The 17,240-nt window shown below is 65.0% G+C and carries 14 protein-coding genes and 1 pseudogene; 5 read left to right on the forward strand and 10 right to left on the reverse strand.

The genetic code is table 11. From position 1 onward, the window contains the following. Positions 1–89: 89 nt before the first annotated feature. The 4 genes and pseudogenes from AC0Z35_RS15575 to AC0Z35_RS15590 form a co-directional block, all read left to right on the forward strand. Positions 90–1,736 (forward strand): annotated as a pseudogene (locus tag AC0Z35_RS15575) (acetate--CoA ligase); the annotation flags it as partial. 315 nt (positions 1,737–2,051) lie between these two features. Next, complete coding sequence (locus AC0Z35_RS15580) at positions 2,052–2,573, forward strand: gamma carbonic anhydrase family protein (RefSeq protein ID WP_006218111.1); 522 nt, start codon at positions 2,052–2,054, stop codon at positions 2,571–2,573. Between the two features lie 73 nt (positions 2,574–2,646). Further along, on the forward strand, positions 2,647–3,576 hold the full coding sequence (gene hslO / locus AC0Z35_RS15585; RefSeq protein WP_046802650.1) for an Hsp33 family molecular chaperone HslO: 930 nt from the start codon (positions 2,647–2,649) through the stop codon (positions 3,574–3,576). A gap of 89 nt (positions 3,577–3,665) precedes the next feature. Next, a complete protein-coding gene (locus AC0Z35_RS15590; protein WP_485132342.1) occupies positions 3,666–4,397 on the forward strand; it encodes a TadE/TadG family type IV pilus assembly protein in 732 nt (243 codons plus the stop codon). A gap of 115 nt (positions 4,398–4,512) precedes the next feature. Here the strand turns inward: AC0Z35_RS15590 and ftsB are convergent, their stop codons facing one another. The 4 genes from ftsB to pyrG all read right to left on the reverse strand — a co-directional run bounded on the left by ftsB (position 4,513) and on the right by pyrG (position 8,441). Continuing rightward, a complete protein-coding gene (ftsB, locus tag AC0Z35_RS15595) occupies positions 4,513–4,938 on the reverse strand; it encodes a cell division protein FtsB (protein ID WP_046802648.1) in 426 nt (141 codons plus the stop codon). Positions 4,939–5,009: 71 nt separating this feature from the next. After that, positions 5,010–6,296, reverse strand: a complete 1,287-nt coding sequence (eno, locus tag AC0Z35_RS15600; RefSeq protein ID WP_046802647.1) for a phosphopyruvate hydratase — start codon at positions 6,294–6,296, stop codon at positions 5,010–5,012. A 4-nt stretch (positions 6,297–6,300) separates the two neighbouring features. Then, complete coding sequence (locus AC0Z35_RS15605; RefSeq protein WP_046802646.1) at positions 6,301–6,585, reverse strand: DUF1330 domain-containing protein; 285 nt, start codon at positions 6,583–6,585, stop codon at positions 6,301–6,303. Between the two features lie 203 nt (positions 6,586–6,788). Further along, the gene (gene pyrG / locus AC0Z35_RS15610) at positions 6,789–8,441 is read right to left on the reverse strand and encodes a CTP synthase (protein WP_046802645.1); all 1,653 of its coding nucleotides are present in this window, start codon (positions 8,439–8,441) and stop codon (positions 6,789–6,791) included. Between the two features lie 322 nt (positions 8,442–8,763). On the opposite strand from pyrG, the gene AC0Z35_RS15615 reads away from it, so the two are divergent. After that, positions 8,764–9,717, forward strand: coding sequence for a hypothetical protein (locus tag AC0Z35_RS15615; RefSeq protein ID WP_485132341.1), 954 nt, complete (start codon positions 8,764–8,766; stop codon positions 9,715–9,717). Between the two features lie 30 nt (positions 9,718–9,747). On the opposite strand, the gene AC0Z35_RS15620 is transcribed toward AC0Z35_RS15615, so the two are convergent. From AC0Z35_RS15620 to gsiB, 6 genes are all read right to left on the reverse strand, one after another. After that, positions 9,748–11,544: an aminopeptidase P family protein gene (locus tag AC0Z35_RS15620; RefSeq protein ID WP_485132340.1), complete on the reverse strand. Its 1,797-nt coding sequence runs from the start codon at positions 11,542–11,544 to the stop codon at positions 9,748–9,750. Positions 11,545–11,558: 14 nt separating this feature from the next. After that, positions 11,559–12,404, reverse strand: a complete 846-nt coding sequence (locus AC0Z35_RS15625; RefSeq protein WP_485132339.1) for a M55 family metallopeptidase — start codon at positions 12,402–12,404, stop codon at positions 11,559–11,561. Between the two features lie 20 nt (positions 12,405–12,424). After that, positions 12,425–13,519, reverse strand: coding sequence for a DmpA family aminopeptidase (locus tag AC0Z35_RS15630; RefSeq protein ID WP_485132338.1), 1,095 nt, complete (start codon positions 13,517–13,519; stop codon positions 12,425–12,427). A gap of 215 nt (positions 13,520–13,734) precedes the next feature. Continuing rightward, the gene (gene gsiD, locus AC0Z35_RS15635) at positions 13,735–14,634 is read right to left on the reverse strand and encodes a glutathione ABC transporter permease GsiD (RefSeq protein WP_046802641.1); all 900 of its coding nucleotides are present in this window, start codon (positions 14,632–14,634) and stop codon (positions 13,735–13,737) included. A 7-nt stretch (positions 14,635–14,641) separates the two neighbouring features. After that, a complete protein-coding gene (gene gsiC / locus AC0Z35_RS15640) occupies positions 14,642–15,562 on the reverse strand; it encodes a glutathione ABC transporter permease GsiC (RefSeq protein WP_046802640.1) in 921 nt (306 codons plus the stop codon). An 89-nt stretch (positions 15,563–15,651) separates the two neighbouring features. Beyond that, on the reverse strand, positions 15,652–17,205 hold the full coding sequence (gene gsiB, locus AC0Z35_RS15645; RefSeq protein WP_046802639.1) for a glutathione ABC transporter substrate-binding protein GsiB: 1,554 nt from the start codon (positions 17,203–17,205) through the stop codon (positions 15,652–15,654). Between the last annotated feature and the right edge of the window lie 35 nt (positions 17,206–17,240).

Genomic DNA, 17,240 nt, shown 5'->3' on the forward strand with positions numbered 1-17,240 from the left:
GTTCACGGCCCTCTAGGTCATGCTTGCATCTGAGGCAACGGGCGAGCCGGCCCGTTCACGCAGCTGCAACATGCTTACAACATAGGGCCATGAACGACCAATATCAGGCGCTCTACCAAACATTCCGCTGGCTGGTTCCCACCCAGTTCAACATCGCGGAAGCGTGCTGCCACCGCTGGGCATCCAGTAGTCCGGATGCGCGGCGCATCGCCATCTACTACGAAGACGAATCGGGCAACCGCGAAGTCTGGACCTATGCCCGCCTGGCCGAAGCCGTCAATCAGCTGGCCAACGGCCTGGTGAAGATGGGCGTGGGCCGGGGCGATCGCGTCGGTGTGGTGCTGGGGCAACGGCCGGAAACGGTGGTGGCCCACATGGCCATCTACACCGTAGGCGGCGTCGTCTTGCCCCTGTCGGCACTGTTCGGCCCCGAGGCACTGGAAGCCCGTTTGCGCGACTCCGAAACCCGGGTCGCCATCGTGGACCACGCTTCCAGCGCCAATCTGCTGGCCGTCAGCGACAACTGCCCCAACCTGCAACAGATCATCGGCATCGGCTTCGCTGACGAGCGGGTGCTGCCGTGGCGCAGCCTGCTTGCCCGCCAACCCAACGAATTCAAGGCCGTGCCGACGCGTTCGTCGGACCCGGCCATTCTGCTCTATACGTCGGGCACCACCGGCGCGCCCAAGGGCGCGCTACTGCCCCACAGCGTGTTGATCGGCAACCTGCCGGGCTTCGTCGCCTCGCAAGACTGGTTCCCCAAGCCTGGCGACGTGTTCTGGTCGCCAGCCGATTGGGCCTGGACGGGCGGCATGATGGATGCGCTGTTGCCGACCCTGTATTTCGGCCATCCCATTGTGGGCACGCGCGGCCGCTTTTCGCCCGAGCGCGCGTTTGAGCTCATGGAGCGCTACCAGGTCACCAATACTTTCCTGTTTCCCACGGCGCTGAAAATGATGATGAAGGCGGTGCCCCAGCCCCGCGATCATTACCAGCTGGCGCTGCGTTCGATCATGAGTGCGGGCGAAAGCGTGGGGGAAACGGTATTTGAATGGTGCCAGTCGGCGCTGGGCGTGACGCCCAACGAGATGTTTGGACAAACCGAAATGAACTACGTGGTGGGCAATAGCCAGAAGCGCTGGCCCGCCCGCGCGGGCAGCATGGGCCGCCCGTATCCCGGCCATCAGGTGGCGGTGCTGAACGACGATGGGCAGCCGGTGGCGCCTGGTGAAACCGGGGAAATTGCCGTCAACCGGCTGGACATCCATGGCTTTCCCGACCCCGTGATGTTCCTGGGCTATTGGCGCAACGAAGCCGCCACCCAAGCCAAATTCAAGGGCGACTGGTGCCTGACGGGCGACCTGGCCACCGTCGACGCGGACGGCTACCTTTGGTACGCCGGGCGTGCCGATGACGTGTTCAAGTCGGCCGGTTACCGCATCGGTCCCGGCGAAATCGAAAGCTGCCTGGTCGGCCACCCCGCCGTGGCCAACGCCGCCGTGGTGCCCAAGCCGGACGCCGAACGGGGCGCGCTGGTCAAGGCCTATGTCGTGCTGACGCCCGAATTCGCCCAGCGTGACCGCGGCGAGATCATCGAAAACCTGCAAGAGCATGTTCGTGAGCGCCTGGCGCCGTACGAATACCCGAAAGAGATCGAGTTCGTCGACGAATTGCCGATGACCACGACCGGGAAGATCCAACGCCGCATCCTGCGCCAACGCGAGCAAGAGCGCGCGCACATCGCGGCGACGGCACCGGCAGCGGCGCCTGTGGCAACCGGGGCACCTGCGACGGTCGCGACGCACGCGGCAACCGTGGCACCGAAGGCGTCCACGCCCCCAGCGCCCACCGCCGCGCCGCCAGCGCCCAAGCCGTCCGCGCCCGCTGATACGTCCAAGGTGTCCGCGCCCGCCACGCCCGCCGCCGTGCCGAAATCGCCCACGCCACCACCCTCGCCCGCCGCCACGCCCGGCCATGCCGACGCCGCCGCACCCGCCGAGAACGTCGCGCCTGCCCCTGCAGGCCCTGAAAAATTATCGGAAACCTAGGCAATGCCCATCTACCAGCTTGACGACCTGATCCCCCGCATCGACCCCGCCGCCTATGTCGCCGACAGCGCCGACATCATCGGCAATGTCACGCTGGAAGCCGGCGTCAGCATCTGGTCGCACGTGTCGATCCGGGGCGACAACGACGCCATCCTGATCCGCCATGGCACCAATATCCAGGAATCCAGCGTCCTGCACGTCGATAGCGGCTGTCCCATGACCATCGGCCCGAATGTCACTGTGGGCCATCAGGCCATGTTGCACGGCTGCACCATCCACGAAGGCGCGCTGGTGGGCATGCAGGCCATCGTGCTGAACAACGCGGTGATCGGGCGCAACTGCCTGATCGGCGCCGGCGCCATCATCCCGGAAGACCGCGTCATTCCTGACAACTCATTGGTGATCGGCATCGGCAAGATCGTGCGCGAACTGTCCGAAGAAGAAATCGCCAATCTGCACAAGAACACCGCCCATTACGTGGCGCGCGGCCAACACTACAAGACGGCCCTCAAGCGCCTGGCCTGAGCGCCCTGGGCAGTTGCCGTAGCCCTGCTGGCAGCAGGGGGAATTGGGTGGCCTGATCGGCTAACATTCCCCCATGACCGATCAGCTCAAAAAATACCTTACCGAAGACCGCAGCGTCCGCATCCAGGCCGTCCGCCTGGACGCGACCTGGAAGGCCGTCCAGGCCAACCACGACTACCCGCCCGCCATCACCCATCTGCTGGGCGAATTGGTAGCGGCCTCTACCCTGCTTGCCGCTAACATCAAATTCGATGGCTCGCTGGTGCTTCAGATCCAGGGCGATGGCCCCATCGCCCTGCTGGTGGTGGAATGCCGTTCTGACCTGAGCCTGCGCGCCACCGTCAAAGTGCGCGAAGGCCACGAAGTGCCGTCCGATGGCACCATGCAAAGCCTGCTGAACCCGGGCGGCAACGGCCGCTTCATCGTCGTGCTGGACCCGCAGCGCAAGCTGCCGGGCCAGCAAACCTACCAGGGCATCGTGCCGCTGGAAGGCGACACGGTGGCAGAAGCGCTGCAACACTACATGAAGGCCTCCGAACAGCTGGACACGCGCTTGTGGCTGGCCGCCGATGCCGACAACGCCGCCGGCATGCTGGTGCAACGCCTGCCGTTCCATGGTGGCACCGACGCCCCACTGTTGACCGAGCAAGCCGCCGCCGAAACCTGGGACCGTGTGGTCGCCCTGGCCAGCACGCTCAAGCGCGACGAAGTGCTGGAAGCCGACATCGACACCTTGATCCATCGCCTGTTCTGGGAAGACACCTTGCTGGCGTTCGACCCGGCGCCCGTGCGCTGGCATTGCCCTTGCACGCGCGAGCGCGTCGCCAGCATGCTGCGTTCGCTGGGCGAAGAAGAGGTCAACAGCGTCCTGGCCGAGCGCGGCCAAGTGGATGTGTCATGCGACTTCTGTGGCAAGCCCTATAAGTTCGACGCCGTGGATTGCGCCACGTTGTTCTCGCCGAACCAGCCTGCCGCCGACGACGCGCCGCCCACGGTGCACTGATTGCACCGCGTCCCGCCCTGCGGGACATTTTCATCACCTCGGATTGTCCGTATCGACAGGCGGTCATGCCCGCGCCACACTGCGCAGCCATGACCGCCTTTTTCTTTGCCGCCTCGCGCCAGCGGGGCGCCGCCGCCATTGAATTCGCCGTGGCGGGCGCCATGGTGTTGCTGATGGGCCTGCTGGGCATTGAAGCAGCACGCTGGCAAGCCGTGCGCCAAATGGCGCACGTGGCGCTGATGGAAGCCGCGCGCGCCGGCGCCACCGCCCATGCGCAACCGGCCCCTATGCGCGATGCCTTCATTCAAGGCTTGCTGGCCCTGCATGCCGGCGCCGACGGCGAAGCGGGTGCGAGGCGCAGGCTGGCGCGCGCACATGCCGACGCCTCGGCGGGCACGGGCCTTGGCGCGTGGCGAATCGAAGTCTTGCAGCCCAATGTCAGGATGTTCCGCGACCATGGCCGCAAGGACCTGGCCGTCCCGGCCGCGCCCGGTCGACGCGCCATCGATAACGACTACCAGGACTTGCAGCACGCCAGGCGACCGCCGCGCCCCGGCGCGGCCACCATCTTCGACGCCAACACCCTGAAGCTGCGGCTGACTTATCTGCACAAGCCCTGGCTGTTCCCCGTACGAGCGGTGCTCACCGCGCTGGGGCGCAACGACGCCAGCTATGCGGGCGTGGCTCGCAGGCATGGGTTGTTGCCGATTCAGGTTGAACTGGAAATGGAGATGCACACGCACCCGGTCGATTGGACGGGCGCGCGGCCAAGGCCAGCGGAAATCGTGATGGGAGCATGCCGCGATGCCCGCTGCGATTGACGCGGGGCATCGGCTATGAGCTATCGGCTATGAGTTAGCGGCTATGAGTTAGCGGCTATGAGTTACCGGCGATCAGCTGTCAACGACCAGCAAGCCGTTGCCGGCCGCCGCAAGCTTACTGACGCGTGCTGTTGGCAGGCTTCGGTGCGGCGGCGGGTGTGGCGCGAGCAGCCGGCGGCTTGGCTGCCGGGGCGCTGGTGCGTGCCGGCGTGGCGGGCTTGGTGGCAGCGTCGGTCGCCAGCGTGGCGCCACCGGCGGGCGGCTGCGCATTCTGCGGCAGGATGTGAACGAACACTTCACCGTCGCGCATCATGCCCAACTCGCCGCGGGCGCGCTCTTCAATGGCGCCAGAGCCGCCTTCAAGGTCTCGCACTTCGGCTTCCAGCGCGGCATTACGCGCGCGCAGGCCTTCGTTGGTCTCGCGCTGCTCGGCCACTTGGCGTTGCAAATCCCAGACCTTGAACCAGCCGCCCTTACCCAGCCAAAGCGGGTATTGGATCAAGCCTACCAGCACGAACAGCACCAGGAACAACAGGCGCATACGCGAGAACCCTCAGAGCAGTCGTGGCGCGGATGCGATGGCGGCGCCGGGCGTCGCCATCGCGCTTCCCATCAACGCAGGTTGTAGAAAGCTTCCAGGCCAGGATACGACGCCACTTCAGCCAGCTCTTCTTCGATACGCAGCAGCTGGTTGTACTTGGACATGCGATCCGAACGGGACAGCGAACCCGTCTTGATCTGCATGGCGTTGGTCGCCACGGCGATGTCGGCGATGGTGGAATCTTCGGTTTCGCCCGAACGGTGCGACACGACGGCGGTGTAGCCGGCGCGCTTGGCCATTTCGATGGCGGCGAAGGTTTCGGTCAGCGTGCCGATCTGGTTGATCTTGATGAGGATCGAGTTGGCCACGCCCTTCTGGATGCCTTCACGCAGAATCTTGGTGTTGGTGACGAACAGGTCGTCGCCCACCAATTGCACCTTCTTGCCCAACTGGTCGGTCAACAACTTCCAGCCGTCCCAATCGTTTTCGGCCATGCCGTCTTCGATCGAGATGATGGGGTACTTGTCGCACCAGGTGGCCAGCAGGTTGGTGAATTCCTGCGAGGACAGCGAGATGCCGCCTTCGCCGGCCAGCGTGTACTTGCCGTCGCGGTAGAACTCCGAGCTGGCGCAATCCAGGCCCAGGGCGATCTGCGTGCCCGGCTCGTAGCCGGCTTCGGTGATGGCCTTCAGAATCAGCTGGATGGCGGCTTCATGGCTGGGGACGTTGGGGGCAAAGCCGCCTTCGTCGCCAACGGCCGTGGACATGCCCTGGCCGTGGATCAGCTTTTTCAGCATGTGGAAGACTTCAGCGCCCCAACGCAGGGCTTCGCGGAAGCTGCCCGCGCCCACCGGCAGAATCATCAGTTCTTGCAGGTCCAGCGTGTTGTTCGCGTGCGCGCCGCCGTTGATGACGTTCATCATCGGCACGGGCATGCTCATGGGGCCGCTGCCGCCGAAATAGCGGTACAGCGACAGGCCCGATTCGTCGGCGGCGGCGCGGGCCACGGCCATGCTGGCCGCCAGGATCGCGTTGGCGCCCAGGCGTTCCTTGGACTCGGTACCGTCCAGCTCGATCAAGGTGCGATCGACGAAGGTCTGTTCCTGGGCGTCCAGGCCCATCAAGGCTTCGGAGATTTCCGTATTCAGGTTCTCAACGGCGCGCAGCACGCCCTTGCCCAGATAACGGCTCTTGTCCCCGTCGCGCAGCTCGATGGCTTCGCGGGCGCCGGTGGATGCGCCGGACGGCACGGCCGCACGGCCCATGGCGCCGGATTCCAGCAGCACATCGCATTCCACGGTGGGGTTGCCGCGCGAATCCAGAATCTCGCGGCCGATGATGTCGACGATTGCACTCATGACTTTACATTCCCTGAACGATAAACATATTCATGACGGCCGCGCCCTCGCGGGCGTTGCGGGCACGGCGGTACTGCCAGGAGTCGTAGAAGGCCTGGGCGGCGGTCATCGACGGAAATTCCATGACGACGGTGCGGCCAGGCTTACGGCCCTCAAGGTGCTTGGTCTCACCGCCCCGCACCAGGACCTTGGCATCGTACGCGCGCATGGCGAGCGTGGACAGACGCTTGTAGTCCTCGTATTGCGCGGGCTTGGTCACCGTGACTTCGGCGATGATGTAAGCACTCATGGGGTTCCTTCAGAGCAGTGGCGTTGAAAGGGGGTGGGCGCCGGATACGGCAAAGCCGCCAGTGTCGCGCAAAGCGGCCTGGCGACACCTGTCCGATGCTAATTGGTTGTATCCGAAAGAAGCGCCGCCGCCTAGTGCGGCGCTGGAGAAATGGGCCGCGGCCCCGAGGATCCGCTTACGGAACTCGAGACCGCGAACCGGCATTACGCCTCCTGACCGCGACGAGACTTCTGCTCGATGGCGGCGCGGATATAGCTGGAGAACAACGGGTGGCCATCACGCGGGGTCGACGTGAACTCCGGGTGGAACTGCACGCCCACGAACCACGGGTGGTCGGGCAATTCCATCATTTCCGGCAGGTTTTCGGTCGGCGTGCGGGCGCTGATCACCATGCCGGACTCTTCCAGTCGCGGCACGTAGACGTTGTTGACCTCGTAGCGGTGACGGTGACGCTCGTTCACTTCGTCGCCGTAGATGGTCTGCGCGCGGGTGCCCGGCTTGATCGGCACGCGCTGCGCGCCCTTGCGCATGGTGCCGCCCAGGTCGGACGAGTTGTCGCGCTTTTCGACCTTGCCTTCGCGGTCCATCCATTCGGTGATCAGTGCCACCACCGGATGGGGCGCCGACGGGTCGAATTCCGTGCTGTTGGCGCCGCCCAGGCCGGCGACGTGGCGCGCGAACTCGATGACGGCCAGTTGCATGCCCAGGCAGATGCCCAGATACGGCACGCCGTTTTCACGGGCGTAGCGGATCGCGGCGATCTTGCCTTCGGTGCCGCGCTTGCCGAAGCCGCCCGGGACCAGAATGGCGTCCAGATGCTTCAGTTGGTCGGTGCCGCGGGTTTCGATGTCTTCGGAATCGATGTATTCGATGTTGATCTTCGAGCGCGTGTGGATGCCGGCGTGAACCAGCGCTTCCGTCAGCGACTTGTACGATTCGGTCAGGTCGACGTACTTGCCGACCATGCCGATCGTCAACTGGTGCTGCGGGTGCTCCAGCGCTTCGACCAGGTTGTCCCACATGGACAGATCAGCCGGCGGCGGGGTCAGGCCCAGCGCTTCGCAGACGATGTTGTCCACGCCTTGCTTGTGCAGCATGGCGGGAATCTTGTAGATGGAATCGGCATCCCAGACGGAGATGACGGCGTCCAGCGGCACGTTCGAGAACATCGAGATCTTGGCGCGCTCGTCGTCCGGGATGGGACGGTCGGCGCGGCACAGCAGCGCGTTCGGGTAGATACCGATTTCGCGCAGCTTCTGGACCGAATGCTGCGTAGGCTTGGTCTTGAGTTCGCCGGCGGAAGCGATGAACGGCACCAGGGTCAGGTGCACGAAGGCCGCGTTGTTGCGGCCCATGCGCAGGCTCATCTGGCGCGCGGCTTCCAGGAAAGGCAGGGACTCGATGTCGCCCACGGTGCCGCCGATTTCGACGATGGCGACGTCCGTGTTGCCGTTCCAGCCCGCTTCGGCGCCACGGGCGATGAAGTCCTGGATTTCGTTGGTGATGTGCGGAATCACCTGGACAGTTTTGCCCAGGTAGTCGCCACGCCGTTCCTTGCGCAGCACCGATTCGTAGATCTGCCCGGTGGTGAAGTTGTTCACCTTGTGCATGCGAGCGGAAATGAAACGCTCGTAGTGGCCCAAGTCCAGATCGGTTTCGGCGCCGTCTTCCGTGACGAACACTTCACCGTGCTGGAAGGGGCTCATCGTGCCCGGATCGACGTTGATGTACGGATCGAGCTTCAGCATGGTGACCTGCAAACCACGCGACTCGAGAATGGCGGCGAGCGACGCAGCGGCGATGCCCTTGCCCAGGGAAGACACCACTCCGCCGGTGACAAATACGTATTTGGTCATCGTAATGAGCACCCGGGACGAGCGGGCGCGTGCGGGAAATTTGGATTATAGCCGGGAGGCGGAAGTTATTTGGGTTTTCCCCTAGCGATGACGCGTAACATTTGGCAGCACTCAAATGCCCGCCCTGGCGCGCCGCATTCACGTGGGGCCGAAGGCGCCGTGATATGTTCGATCCCTAATTTTCGACCCCGCTTTTCTCAACCTTCCGCCACCGTCGATGACCCCTTCCACGTTTCCCGCATCCGCGCCGCCTTCCCCGGCATCCCCTCCCGCGGCCCCTGCTTCCACCCATCGCCCCGCTTCGCTTGCCTGGCGCCTGGCGTTGACCGCCGTCATCGTGCGCCTGGCTTATGGTGCGCTGGTGCAGGGCTACACCATGCTGGCCTTGCCGCAATTCGACCAAATGCGCGAGATGTACAGCCAGCCGCAGTACCTGATGCCGCTGCTGACCAACATCCTGGCGTCCGCCGTCATGGTCGGGTTGACCGTGTGGGGCACGATGCACGGCTGGCTGCGCCGCCACAACACCACGGCGGTGGACGAGCCGCGCAAGCTGTTCGGCACCTTCATCGCCTTGCAGCTGATCTACACCTTGATGGTGTCGGCCGCCACCGCCTACCTGCACAACGTGGGCATGCACTTCGTCATGGAGAACCGCGGCGCGCTGACCCAGCAGTTCGGCCTCGAGCTGACCGGCCAGTTCCTGACCATGGCCCTGCTGTTTCGCGTCGTGAATATCGTGCTGGAAATCGTCGGCATGTGCCTGGTCGTGCGCATCGCTGCCTGGACCGTGCAACGCAAGGGCGCGCCGGGCGCACCCGCCTACGGTCGACGGCATGCGGCCTGGATCGCCGGGTCGTCCATGCTGGCCTGGCAGTTGACCGTATCGATCGCCGCGGGCGGTTACCTGCAAATGATGTTTCTGGATGCCGGTTGGACGGCCTTCGTGTCGGGCTATATGGTGCTGCCCGCGCTGCTGCTTGCGCTGTGCGTCGTCACGTGCCTGAAGGCTTTGCCGCGCCACATCGGCCGCGCCCGGATGGGGCGCGCGGTGGCCCATGGCAGCCTGGCCTTCTGGCTGGCACAGGCGGCCGGCATCGGCCTGGCCTATCTGGCCGTCAACGCCATGACATGGAGCCAGATGATGCGCGCCGCACAGTCTTATTCGGCAAGCGCCGCCGTGCTGGCAATCTACGCCGCGCTGCTGGTGATGGGGTGCATGGCCGGCGCCCTGGCGCTGTACTGGGGCGCCAGGCAGGCGGCGAAGTCGGCCTGAGCGTTGTCGCAGCCCCGCCTGGCGACCGTCCTATGCGCTGATCGGCGCGGTGCTGCGTTCAAGCCAGGCCAGGGCCTCGCCTTGCACCAGCGGCGACAGTCGCTCGAACACCGTCTTGTGATAGTCGTTCAGCCACGCGATTTCGTCGGCGCGCATCAGCGACACCTCGATGCAGCGCGTGTCGATCGGGCATAGCGTCAGCGTTTCAAAGCACAGGAATTCGCCCAATTCCGACGTCAGCCAGCTGCGGTTCGCAACCAGGTTTTCAATGCGCACGCCCCAACGGCCCGGGCGATAGATACCGGGTTCGTTCGACGTGATCATGCCCGGCTCCATCGCGGTGTGCGGGCCCGGCATGGCGCGGTACGAGATCACTTGCGGGCCTTCGTGCACGTTCAGGAAATAGCCCACGCCGTGGCCGGTGCCATGGCCGTATTCCGCCCCGCCTTCCCAGATGGGCGCGCGCGCAATGGCGTCCAGCATGGGCGACGGCGTGCCGCGCGGGAACGACGCGCGCGACAACGCGATCATGCCCTTGAGCACCAGCGTGAAGTCCACTTTCTGATCGGCGCTGGGCGTGCCCACCGCGACCACGCGCGTGATGTCGGTGGTGCCGCCCAGGTACTGGCCGCCCGAATCGATCAGCAACAGGCCATCGCCTTCGATGGTGGCATGCGATTGCGGCGTGGCGCGGTAATGCGGCATGGCGCCGTTGGCGTTGAAGCCGGCGATGGTGGCAAAGCTGGGGCAGACGTAGGCCGGGCGGCGGGCGCGGGCGGCGGTGATCTGCTCGTCGATCGTCAGTTCGGTAATGGTTTCCTTGCCCAGCGCGCCTTCAAACCAGGAAAAGAATTCACACAATGCGGCGCCGTCTTGCGCCATCGCCTGGCGCACATGGGCCAGTTCGGCATCCGTCTTGCGCGACTTGAACAAGGTGGACGGGTTGATTGCTTCAATGCGCGGCACGGCGGGGTCCATGGCGTGGAACACGCCGCAGGTCACACGCGCCGGATCGATCAGCAAGGTCTGGTCCAGTTCCAGCGAGGCCAAGGCGTCGGCGGCCTGCGCATAGCCCGCCACTTCGACGCCATCGGCGGCCAGCGTGGCGCGCAGGGCGTCGTCGATCTTGCCGTCCGCCACGAACAGCGTGGCGTGGTCCAGGCCGATCAGCGCATGGCCAACGAACACCGGGTTGTAGTCCACGTCCGCGCCACGCAGGTTCAGCAGCCAGGCAATGTCGTCCACCGTGCAGATGAAATGCACATCGGCGCCGTGCTCGCGCATGGCGTCGCGCACTTGCGCCAGCTTGTCGGCGCGAGTCACGCAGGCTTCGGGCGCGACGTGCTCATAGATCCTTGCGTCGGGCAGGCCGGCGCGGTCGGTCCAGATGTCGTCCAGCAGGTCTACGCGGATTTCCAGCGTGGCGCCGGACTTGGCGGCAGCGGCCGACAAGGAACGGAAGGCGCCCAGGCCCAGCACCTGGCCGTCCACGCCGATGACATCGCCCGCGCGGGTGTTGGCGGCCAGCCAGTCGACATGGCCGGGCGTGGACGCCAGCGCAATCTTCATCAACTGCACGCCGGTGCCGGCCAGTTGCGTCTCGGCCTGCACCCAGTAGCGGCTGTCCACCCACAGTCCGGCAAAGTCCGCCGTGACGACCAGCGTGCCAACCGACCCGGTGAAGCCCGACAGCCAGCGCCGCCCTTGCCAGCGTGCCGGCAGATACTCGGACAGGTGCGGGTCCGAGGACGGGACGATATAGGCGGACAGGCCGCGGCGGCTCATGGCCTGCCGCAGTTGGGCGATACGGGCGTCGGTGCTAGACATGGGGGATGGGATCCTTAGCGCAACATGAAAGACATGGCGGCCAGGCTGTTCAACGTGCGGACGGCCGACTGCATGCTATCCACGTTGAATCGCACGGTGACGCCGTCCACGCGTTCCAGCGTGGGCCACATGCAGAACAGGTCGGCCAGCGCCGCGCTCTGTGTCTGCAACCGGCATTCTATAGGGGCGGGAATGCAGAAAGGAACGGGTTTCGGATCGGCGGCGGAAGTGGCCTTGCCCTTGAGCTTGCGCACCGCGGTTTCGGCCGCGGCGGCGATGGCGCGGCGCGAGGCGGCGGGCGACAAGGTCACGCCGCTGCCCTGGCCGTGCGCCACTTTGGTCTGCACCCATTCAGCGCCGGGGAACGTGTCGCGCGTTTCCGAGATGAACACGTCGTCACCCGTTCCCAGGATCACGGGCACGCCCATTTCGCCGGCCAGCGCGCCATACAGGCCCGCTTCGCCCAGCTCCATGCCGTTGATCAGCACGCGCGCGAAGGCAAAGCTGTTGATCGTGTGCGCCAGGATGCCGCGCCCTTGCGAACGCGAGTGGTAGCCGATCATGAAGACGGCATCGCAGCCCTCTTCCAAGCCGCCCATCATGCCCAGGTAACGCGGCTTGCCCAGCACCAGGCGCGCGCGTTCGTCCAGGCCATCGGGCAGCAGGTTGCGAAACCCGCCGTGCGAATCGTTGACCAGGATTTCTTCGGCGCCACCGGCAATGGCGCCTTGCACGGCCGCGTTGGCCTCGGCGGTCATCCAGGCGCGGGCGCGCTCGTATTCGCCATTGCCGGCGCGGACTTGCTCGGCGTGAAAGACGCCGGCGACGCCTTCGATATCGGTGGAAATCAGGATCTTCATGGGGTCAGCCTTCAAAGAATTCAGAATGCGGAGTCGGACAGCCATTGGCGCCACTGCGGCGCTACGTCGCGGATGGCCGCGCGGTGATGGCCGCTGCGCCCGGTCACGGCGTCGGCGTGCCACAGCGCGGCGATGATGGCTTGTTCGCAGGCCTCGGCGGCGGCTTCGAACAAGGGATCGATACGGGTTTCGTGCAGCATCGCCACGGCGGGCATCGGCTGTTCGGCCAATTGCGGCACGGTGTACGCGGTGGAAAAAGCCAGCGCGATGTCACCGCTGCCGTGGCCGAACACGGACCCGGTGCGCGCCAGGCCCGCGCCCGCGCGCAGCGACAAGCGGCGCAATTGGCGCGAGTCCAGCGGCGCGTCGGTAGCCAGCAGCAAGATGATGGAGCCCTTCTCCGGCACAATCGCGGCGTTCTCGCCTTGCTGTGCCAAGCCCTGGTCCAGCTGGTCGGCCAGACGACGCCCAAACGGGCGGCCCGCCACGGTCAGGTTGGGCAAGCGGCCGAAGTTGGCCAGCACCAGCGCGCCAACGGTGTGACGCAGGCCGGGCTGGATGGACGCCACGCGGGACGCCGAGCCGATACCCCCCTTGAACGAGAAGCACGACATGCCGCGCCCGGCGCCTACCGCCCCCTGCGCAAACGATTTCGCGGCGCTGGCATAAGCGTCGGCGTAATGCGATTCCTGCACGGCCAGCGCCTGGATGTCGTTCAAATAGCCGTCATTGCATTCGAACACCAGCGGGTTCACGGTGGCCATGCCGCGGCCGATCTCGGGGTTGGCCGCGATGGCCTGGCGGATCTGCGCGTTGGCGACGGTGCCCACGCCAAAAGTGTTGGTCAGCGCGATGGGGGTTTCCAACACCCCCAGCTCTTGTACCTGGACCAGGCCCGTGCTTTTGCCAAAGCCGTTCAGCACGGTTGCCGAGGCAGGAACCTTGTCCAGAAATGGGTCGCGGGCATGTGGGCGCACGACGGTGACGCCCGTCTGCCGCGCGCCGTCGGCCAGCGTGTGATGGCCGACGGTGACGTCGCCGACGTCGCAAATCGAATCCAGCGGCCCTGACGGCAGTACGCCGATGCGGGGCATATCCAGCGCTTGTTTGTTCATGATTGCCGCGTGTTGCCACGCTCCTTAATGCAAAACGCCGCCGCCCTTCGGAACGGGGCGACGGCGCGGATAGTGCCCCACGCCGCGCCGCTTTGGGCGGTCCGGCGCTCCGGCGGTCCGGCGGTCCGGCGGTCCGGCGGTCCGGCGGTCCGGCGGTCCGGCGGTCCGGCGGTCCGGCGGCCCGGCGGCGGGGCTTTCCTATTTACCCGCGGGTATCACTTGCGGTCGATCTTCGGGTCGAGCGCGTCGCGCAGGCCGTCGCCCAGCAGGTTGAACGCCAACACCGTCAGGAAGATCGCCAGGGCCGGGAAGATGGCCACGTGCGGAGCGATGACCATGTCGGCGCGCGCCTCGTTCAGCATGGCGCCCCACTCGGGCGTCGGAGGCGATGCGCCCATGCCCAGGAACGACAGGCTGGCGGCGGTGATGATCGACGTGCCGATACGCATCGTGCCGTACACCACGATCGGCGAGATCGTGCCGGGCAGGATGTGGCGCATGATGATCGTCCAGTCGGACGCGCCCACGCTCTTGACGGCTTCGACATACGTCATCTGCTTGATCGACAGCGTGTTGCCGCGCACCAGGCGGGCAAACGCCGGCACGCTGAACACGGCCACGGCCACGATCACGTTGACCATGCTGGAACCCAGGATGGCCACCACGCCAATCGCCAGCAGCATGCCCGGAAACGCCAGCAGCACGTCCGAGATACGCATCGTGATGCGTTCCCACCAGCCTTCGTAGTAACCGGCCATCAAGCCCATGAAGGTGCCGACGATGGCGCCCATGGCCACCGACAGGAAGCCCGCGGCCAGCGAGATCCGCGCGCCCATGACAATGCGGCTGAAGATGTCGCGGCCCAGCGAATCCACGCCCAGCCAGTGGGTCAGCGACGGGCCGGCGTTAAGCGCGTCGTAGTCGAAGAAATTCTCGGGGTCGAAGGGCACGATCCACGGCGCAAACGCCGCGACCACAACCAGCAACAGCACGAACATGCCGGCGCCCACGGCCAGCTTCTGCTTCTTGAATTTGCGCCAGAACTCGGTGGCGGGCGTACGCACGTCGTTCTTCGGAACGGCGGCGACCATCGTGGCGGGTGTCGGATTGCTCATGGCCGCCTCACTTGTAACGGATGCTGGGATTGATGACGCCATAGAGCACGTCGACAATCAGGTTGATCAAAATGAATTCCAGCGAGAACAGCAGCACCAGGCCCTGGATCACCGGATAGTCCCGCTGGGTCACGGCATCAACCAGCAGGCGGCCAAGGCCGGGCCAGTTGAAGACGGTTTCCACCACGATCGAGCCACCCAGCAAGAAGCCGAACTGCAAGCCCATCATGGTGACTACGGGAATCAGCGCGTTGCGCAGCGCGTGCTTGATGACGACGCGGCGCTCGGTCAGGCCCTTGGCCCGCGCCGTGCGCACGAAGTCTTCCTGGATGACTTCCACGAACGAAGCGCGGGTAAAGCGCGCCATCACGGCAGCCACCGCGGCGCCCAGTGTGATGGACGGCAGGATGTAGTGTTGCCAGGTCGAGGCGCCCACGGTCGGCAGCCAGCCCAGGTTCACGGAGAACACCTGCATCAGCATCATGCCCAGCGCGAACGCGGGGAACGAAATGCCCGACACCGCCAGCGTCATGCCAAGTCGGTCAGGCCAGCGATTGCGCCAGACCGCCGACACGATCCCGATGATCATGCCGAAGGTCACGGACCACACCATGCTGGCAAGCGTCAGCCACAGCGTGGGCATGAAACGGTCGGAAATCTCGGTCGAGACGGGGCGCTTGGTACGCAGCGAGGTACCCAGGTCGCCTTGCAGCATGTGGCTGAAGTAGCGCACGAACTGCTGCGGCAGGGGCAGATCCAGCCCAAGTTCCTTGCGCACGAGCTCAACGGTTTGCTGGTCGGCCTCCTGGCCCGCGGCCAGTCGCGCCGGGTCGCCCGGAAGCATGTGCACAAACAGGAACACGACCACGGCTACCAGCAGCAGCGTGGGGATCATGCCCAGAAGACGTTTGACGATGTAGGTCAGCATTGAAATTCCTGCAACATCGGCGGGGACACCGCGCCCCCGCCGTATGTGGCCTTACAAGGGCCCGAAGGCCCCAAGAGTGACTGCTAGGTTTACTGCTTCAGGTCGATGTCGCCGAACCAGAACGAGGTGTCCGGTTCCACGTACACGCCCGACAGGTTCTTGGACTTCACGTACAGGTTGTTCTGGGTCACCAGGAAGGCCCACGGGGCGTCCTTCCAGATGGTTTCCTGAACGCCCTTGTAGATTTCAGTCTTCTTGGCGCGGTCGGTCGTGGCCAAGGCTTCCTGAACGCCGTCGTCCACCGCCTTGTTCGAGTAGTACGACACGTTGTTCAGCACCGGCGGGAAAGCGGCGGTGGTCAACAGCGGACGCAGGCCCCAGTCGGCTTCACCGGTCGAGGACGACCAGCCGGCGTAGTACATGCGAACCTTGGCATCTTCCGGCTTCTGCACTTGCTGCACACGCTGCACGCGCTGACCCGATTCCAGCACTTCAACCTGCACCTTGATGCCGACTTGCGCCAGCTGCTGTTGCAGGAACTGAACCACCTTCACCGAGGTGCCGTCGTTATAGGCGGACCACAGGGTGCTTTCGAAGCCATTGGGGTAGCCGGCTTCAGCCAGCAGCGCCTTGGCCTTCTTGATGTCGTACGGCCACGGGCCGGTCTTGTGGGCAAAGTCCACGCCCTTGGGCACCACGCCGTCCACGATGGTGGCGTAACCCGAGAAGGCGACCTTGGCCAGCGCTTCCTTGTTGATGGCGTAGTTGATGGCTTCGCGCACCTTGACGTTGTCGAACGGCTTTTGCTGCGTGTTCATCGACAGGTAGCGGGCCATGATCGAGTTCTGGTGATCGACCACGTCCAGCTTGTCGTTCTTCTTCAGCACGGCGGCTTGTTCGAACGGCACCGGGAAAGCGAACTGCGCTTCGCCCGTCTGCACCACGGCGGCGCGGGTGTTGTTGTCGGTCACGGTACGGAAGGTCAGCGTGTCGACCTTGGGGTATCCCTTCTTCCAGTAGCCGTCGAACTTCTTGACCTTCAGGTATTCGGCCGGCTTCCATTCGACGAATTCGAACGGGCCGGTGCCCACCGGGTGGAAACCGATTTCCTTGCCGTACTTGGCCAGGGCGGCCGGCGAGATCATCATGGCGGCCGGGTGGGCCAGCGCGTTGATGAAGGCCGAGAACGGCTTCTTCAACGTGATCTTGATGGTCATCGGGTCAACCACTTCGGTCTTGTCGATGACGCTGAACTGGATGTAGCGCGACAGGCGGTTTTCCGGGTTGGCCGGACGATCGAAGTTGATCTTGACCGCTTCGGCATTGAAGTCGGTGCCGTCGTGGAACTTCACGCCGGGACGCAGCTTGAACGTGTAGACCAGGCCGTCTTCGCTGACGGTGTAGTCGGTGGCCAGCACCTTCTGGACCTTCAGGTCTTTGTCGAATTCGAACAGGCCTTCGTAGTAGGCCTTGCCGGCAGCCTGGTTCAGCGTGCTGTTGGTGTTGTACGGATCAAGCGTTTCCAGTGCGATGGAGACGGCAAACGTCACGTCCTTGGCAGCGTGCGCCAACGGCGAAGTGAGCACACCGAAGGCCACCGCGGCGGCGGCCATCAGCTTGGTGGGGCGCAGAACTTTCATCATTGCAACTCCTGGTTCCAAAAAGGAATTAGGGGGTT

The sequence above is a fragment of the Achromobacter sp. 1L-A-4-B-C2 genome (assembly GCF_057291955.1).

What these genes read in the sequence shown, in the direction of transcription:
- AC0Z35_RS15580 (WP_006218111.1), top strand. Translation starts at nt 2,052, where the DNA reads ATGCCCATCTACCAGCTTGACGACCTGATCCCCCGCATCGACCCCGCC.
- hslO (WP_046802650.1), top strand. Translation starts at nt 2,647, where the DNA reads ATGACCGATCAGCTCAAAAAATACCTTACCGAAGACCGCAGCGTCCGC.
- AC0Z35_RS15590 (WP_485132342.1), top strand. Translation starts at nt 3,666, where the DNA reads ATGACCGCCTTTTTCTTTGCCGCCTCGCGCCAGCGGGGCGCCGCCGCC.
- ftsB (WP_046802648.1), bottom strand. Translation starts at nt 4,938, where the DNA reads ATGCGCCTGTTGTTCCTGGTGCTGTTCGTGCTGGTAGGCTTGATCCAA.
- eno (WP_046802647.1), bottom strand. Translation starts at nt 6,296, where the DNA reads ATGAGTGCAATCGTCGACATCATCGGCCGCGAGATTCTGGATTCGCGC.
- AC0Z35_RS15605 (WP_046802646.1), bottom strand. Translation starts at nt 6,585, where the DNA reads ATGAGTGCTTACATCATCGCCGAAGTCACGGTGACCAAGCCCGCGCAA.
- pyrG (WP_046802645.1), bottom strand. Translation starts at nt 8,441, where the DNA reads ATGACCAAATACGTATTTGTCACCGGCGGAGTGGTGTCTTCCCTGGGC.
- AC0Z35_RS15620 (WP_485132340.1), bottom strand. Translation starts at nt 11,544, where the DNA reads ATGTCTAGCACCGACGCCCGTATCGCCCAACTGCGGCAGGCCATGAGC.
- AC0Z35_RS15625 (WP_485132339.1), bottom strand. Translation starts at nt 12,404, where the DNA reads ATGAAGATCCTGATTTCCACCGATATCGAAGGCGTCGCCGGCGTCTTT.
- AC0Z35_RS15630 (WP_485132338.1), bottom strand. Translation starts at nt 13,519, where the DNA reads ATGAACAAACAAGCGCTGGATATGCCCCGCATCGGCGTACTGCCGTCA.
- gsiD (WP_046802641.1), bottom strand. Translation starts at nt 14,634, where the DNA reads ATGAGCAATCCGACACCCGCCACGATGGTCGCCGCCGTTCCGAAGAAC.
- gsiC (WP_046802640.1), bottom strand. Translation starts at nt 15,562, where the DNA reads ATGCTGACCTACATCGTCAAACGTCTTCTGGGCATGATCCCCACGCTG.
- gsiB (WP_046802639.1), bottom strand. Translation starts at nt 17,205, where the DNA reads ATGATGAAAGTTCTGCGCCCCACCAAGCTGATGGCCGCCGCCGCGGTG.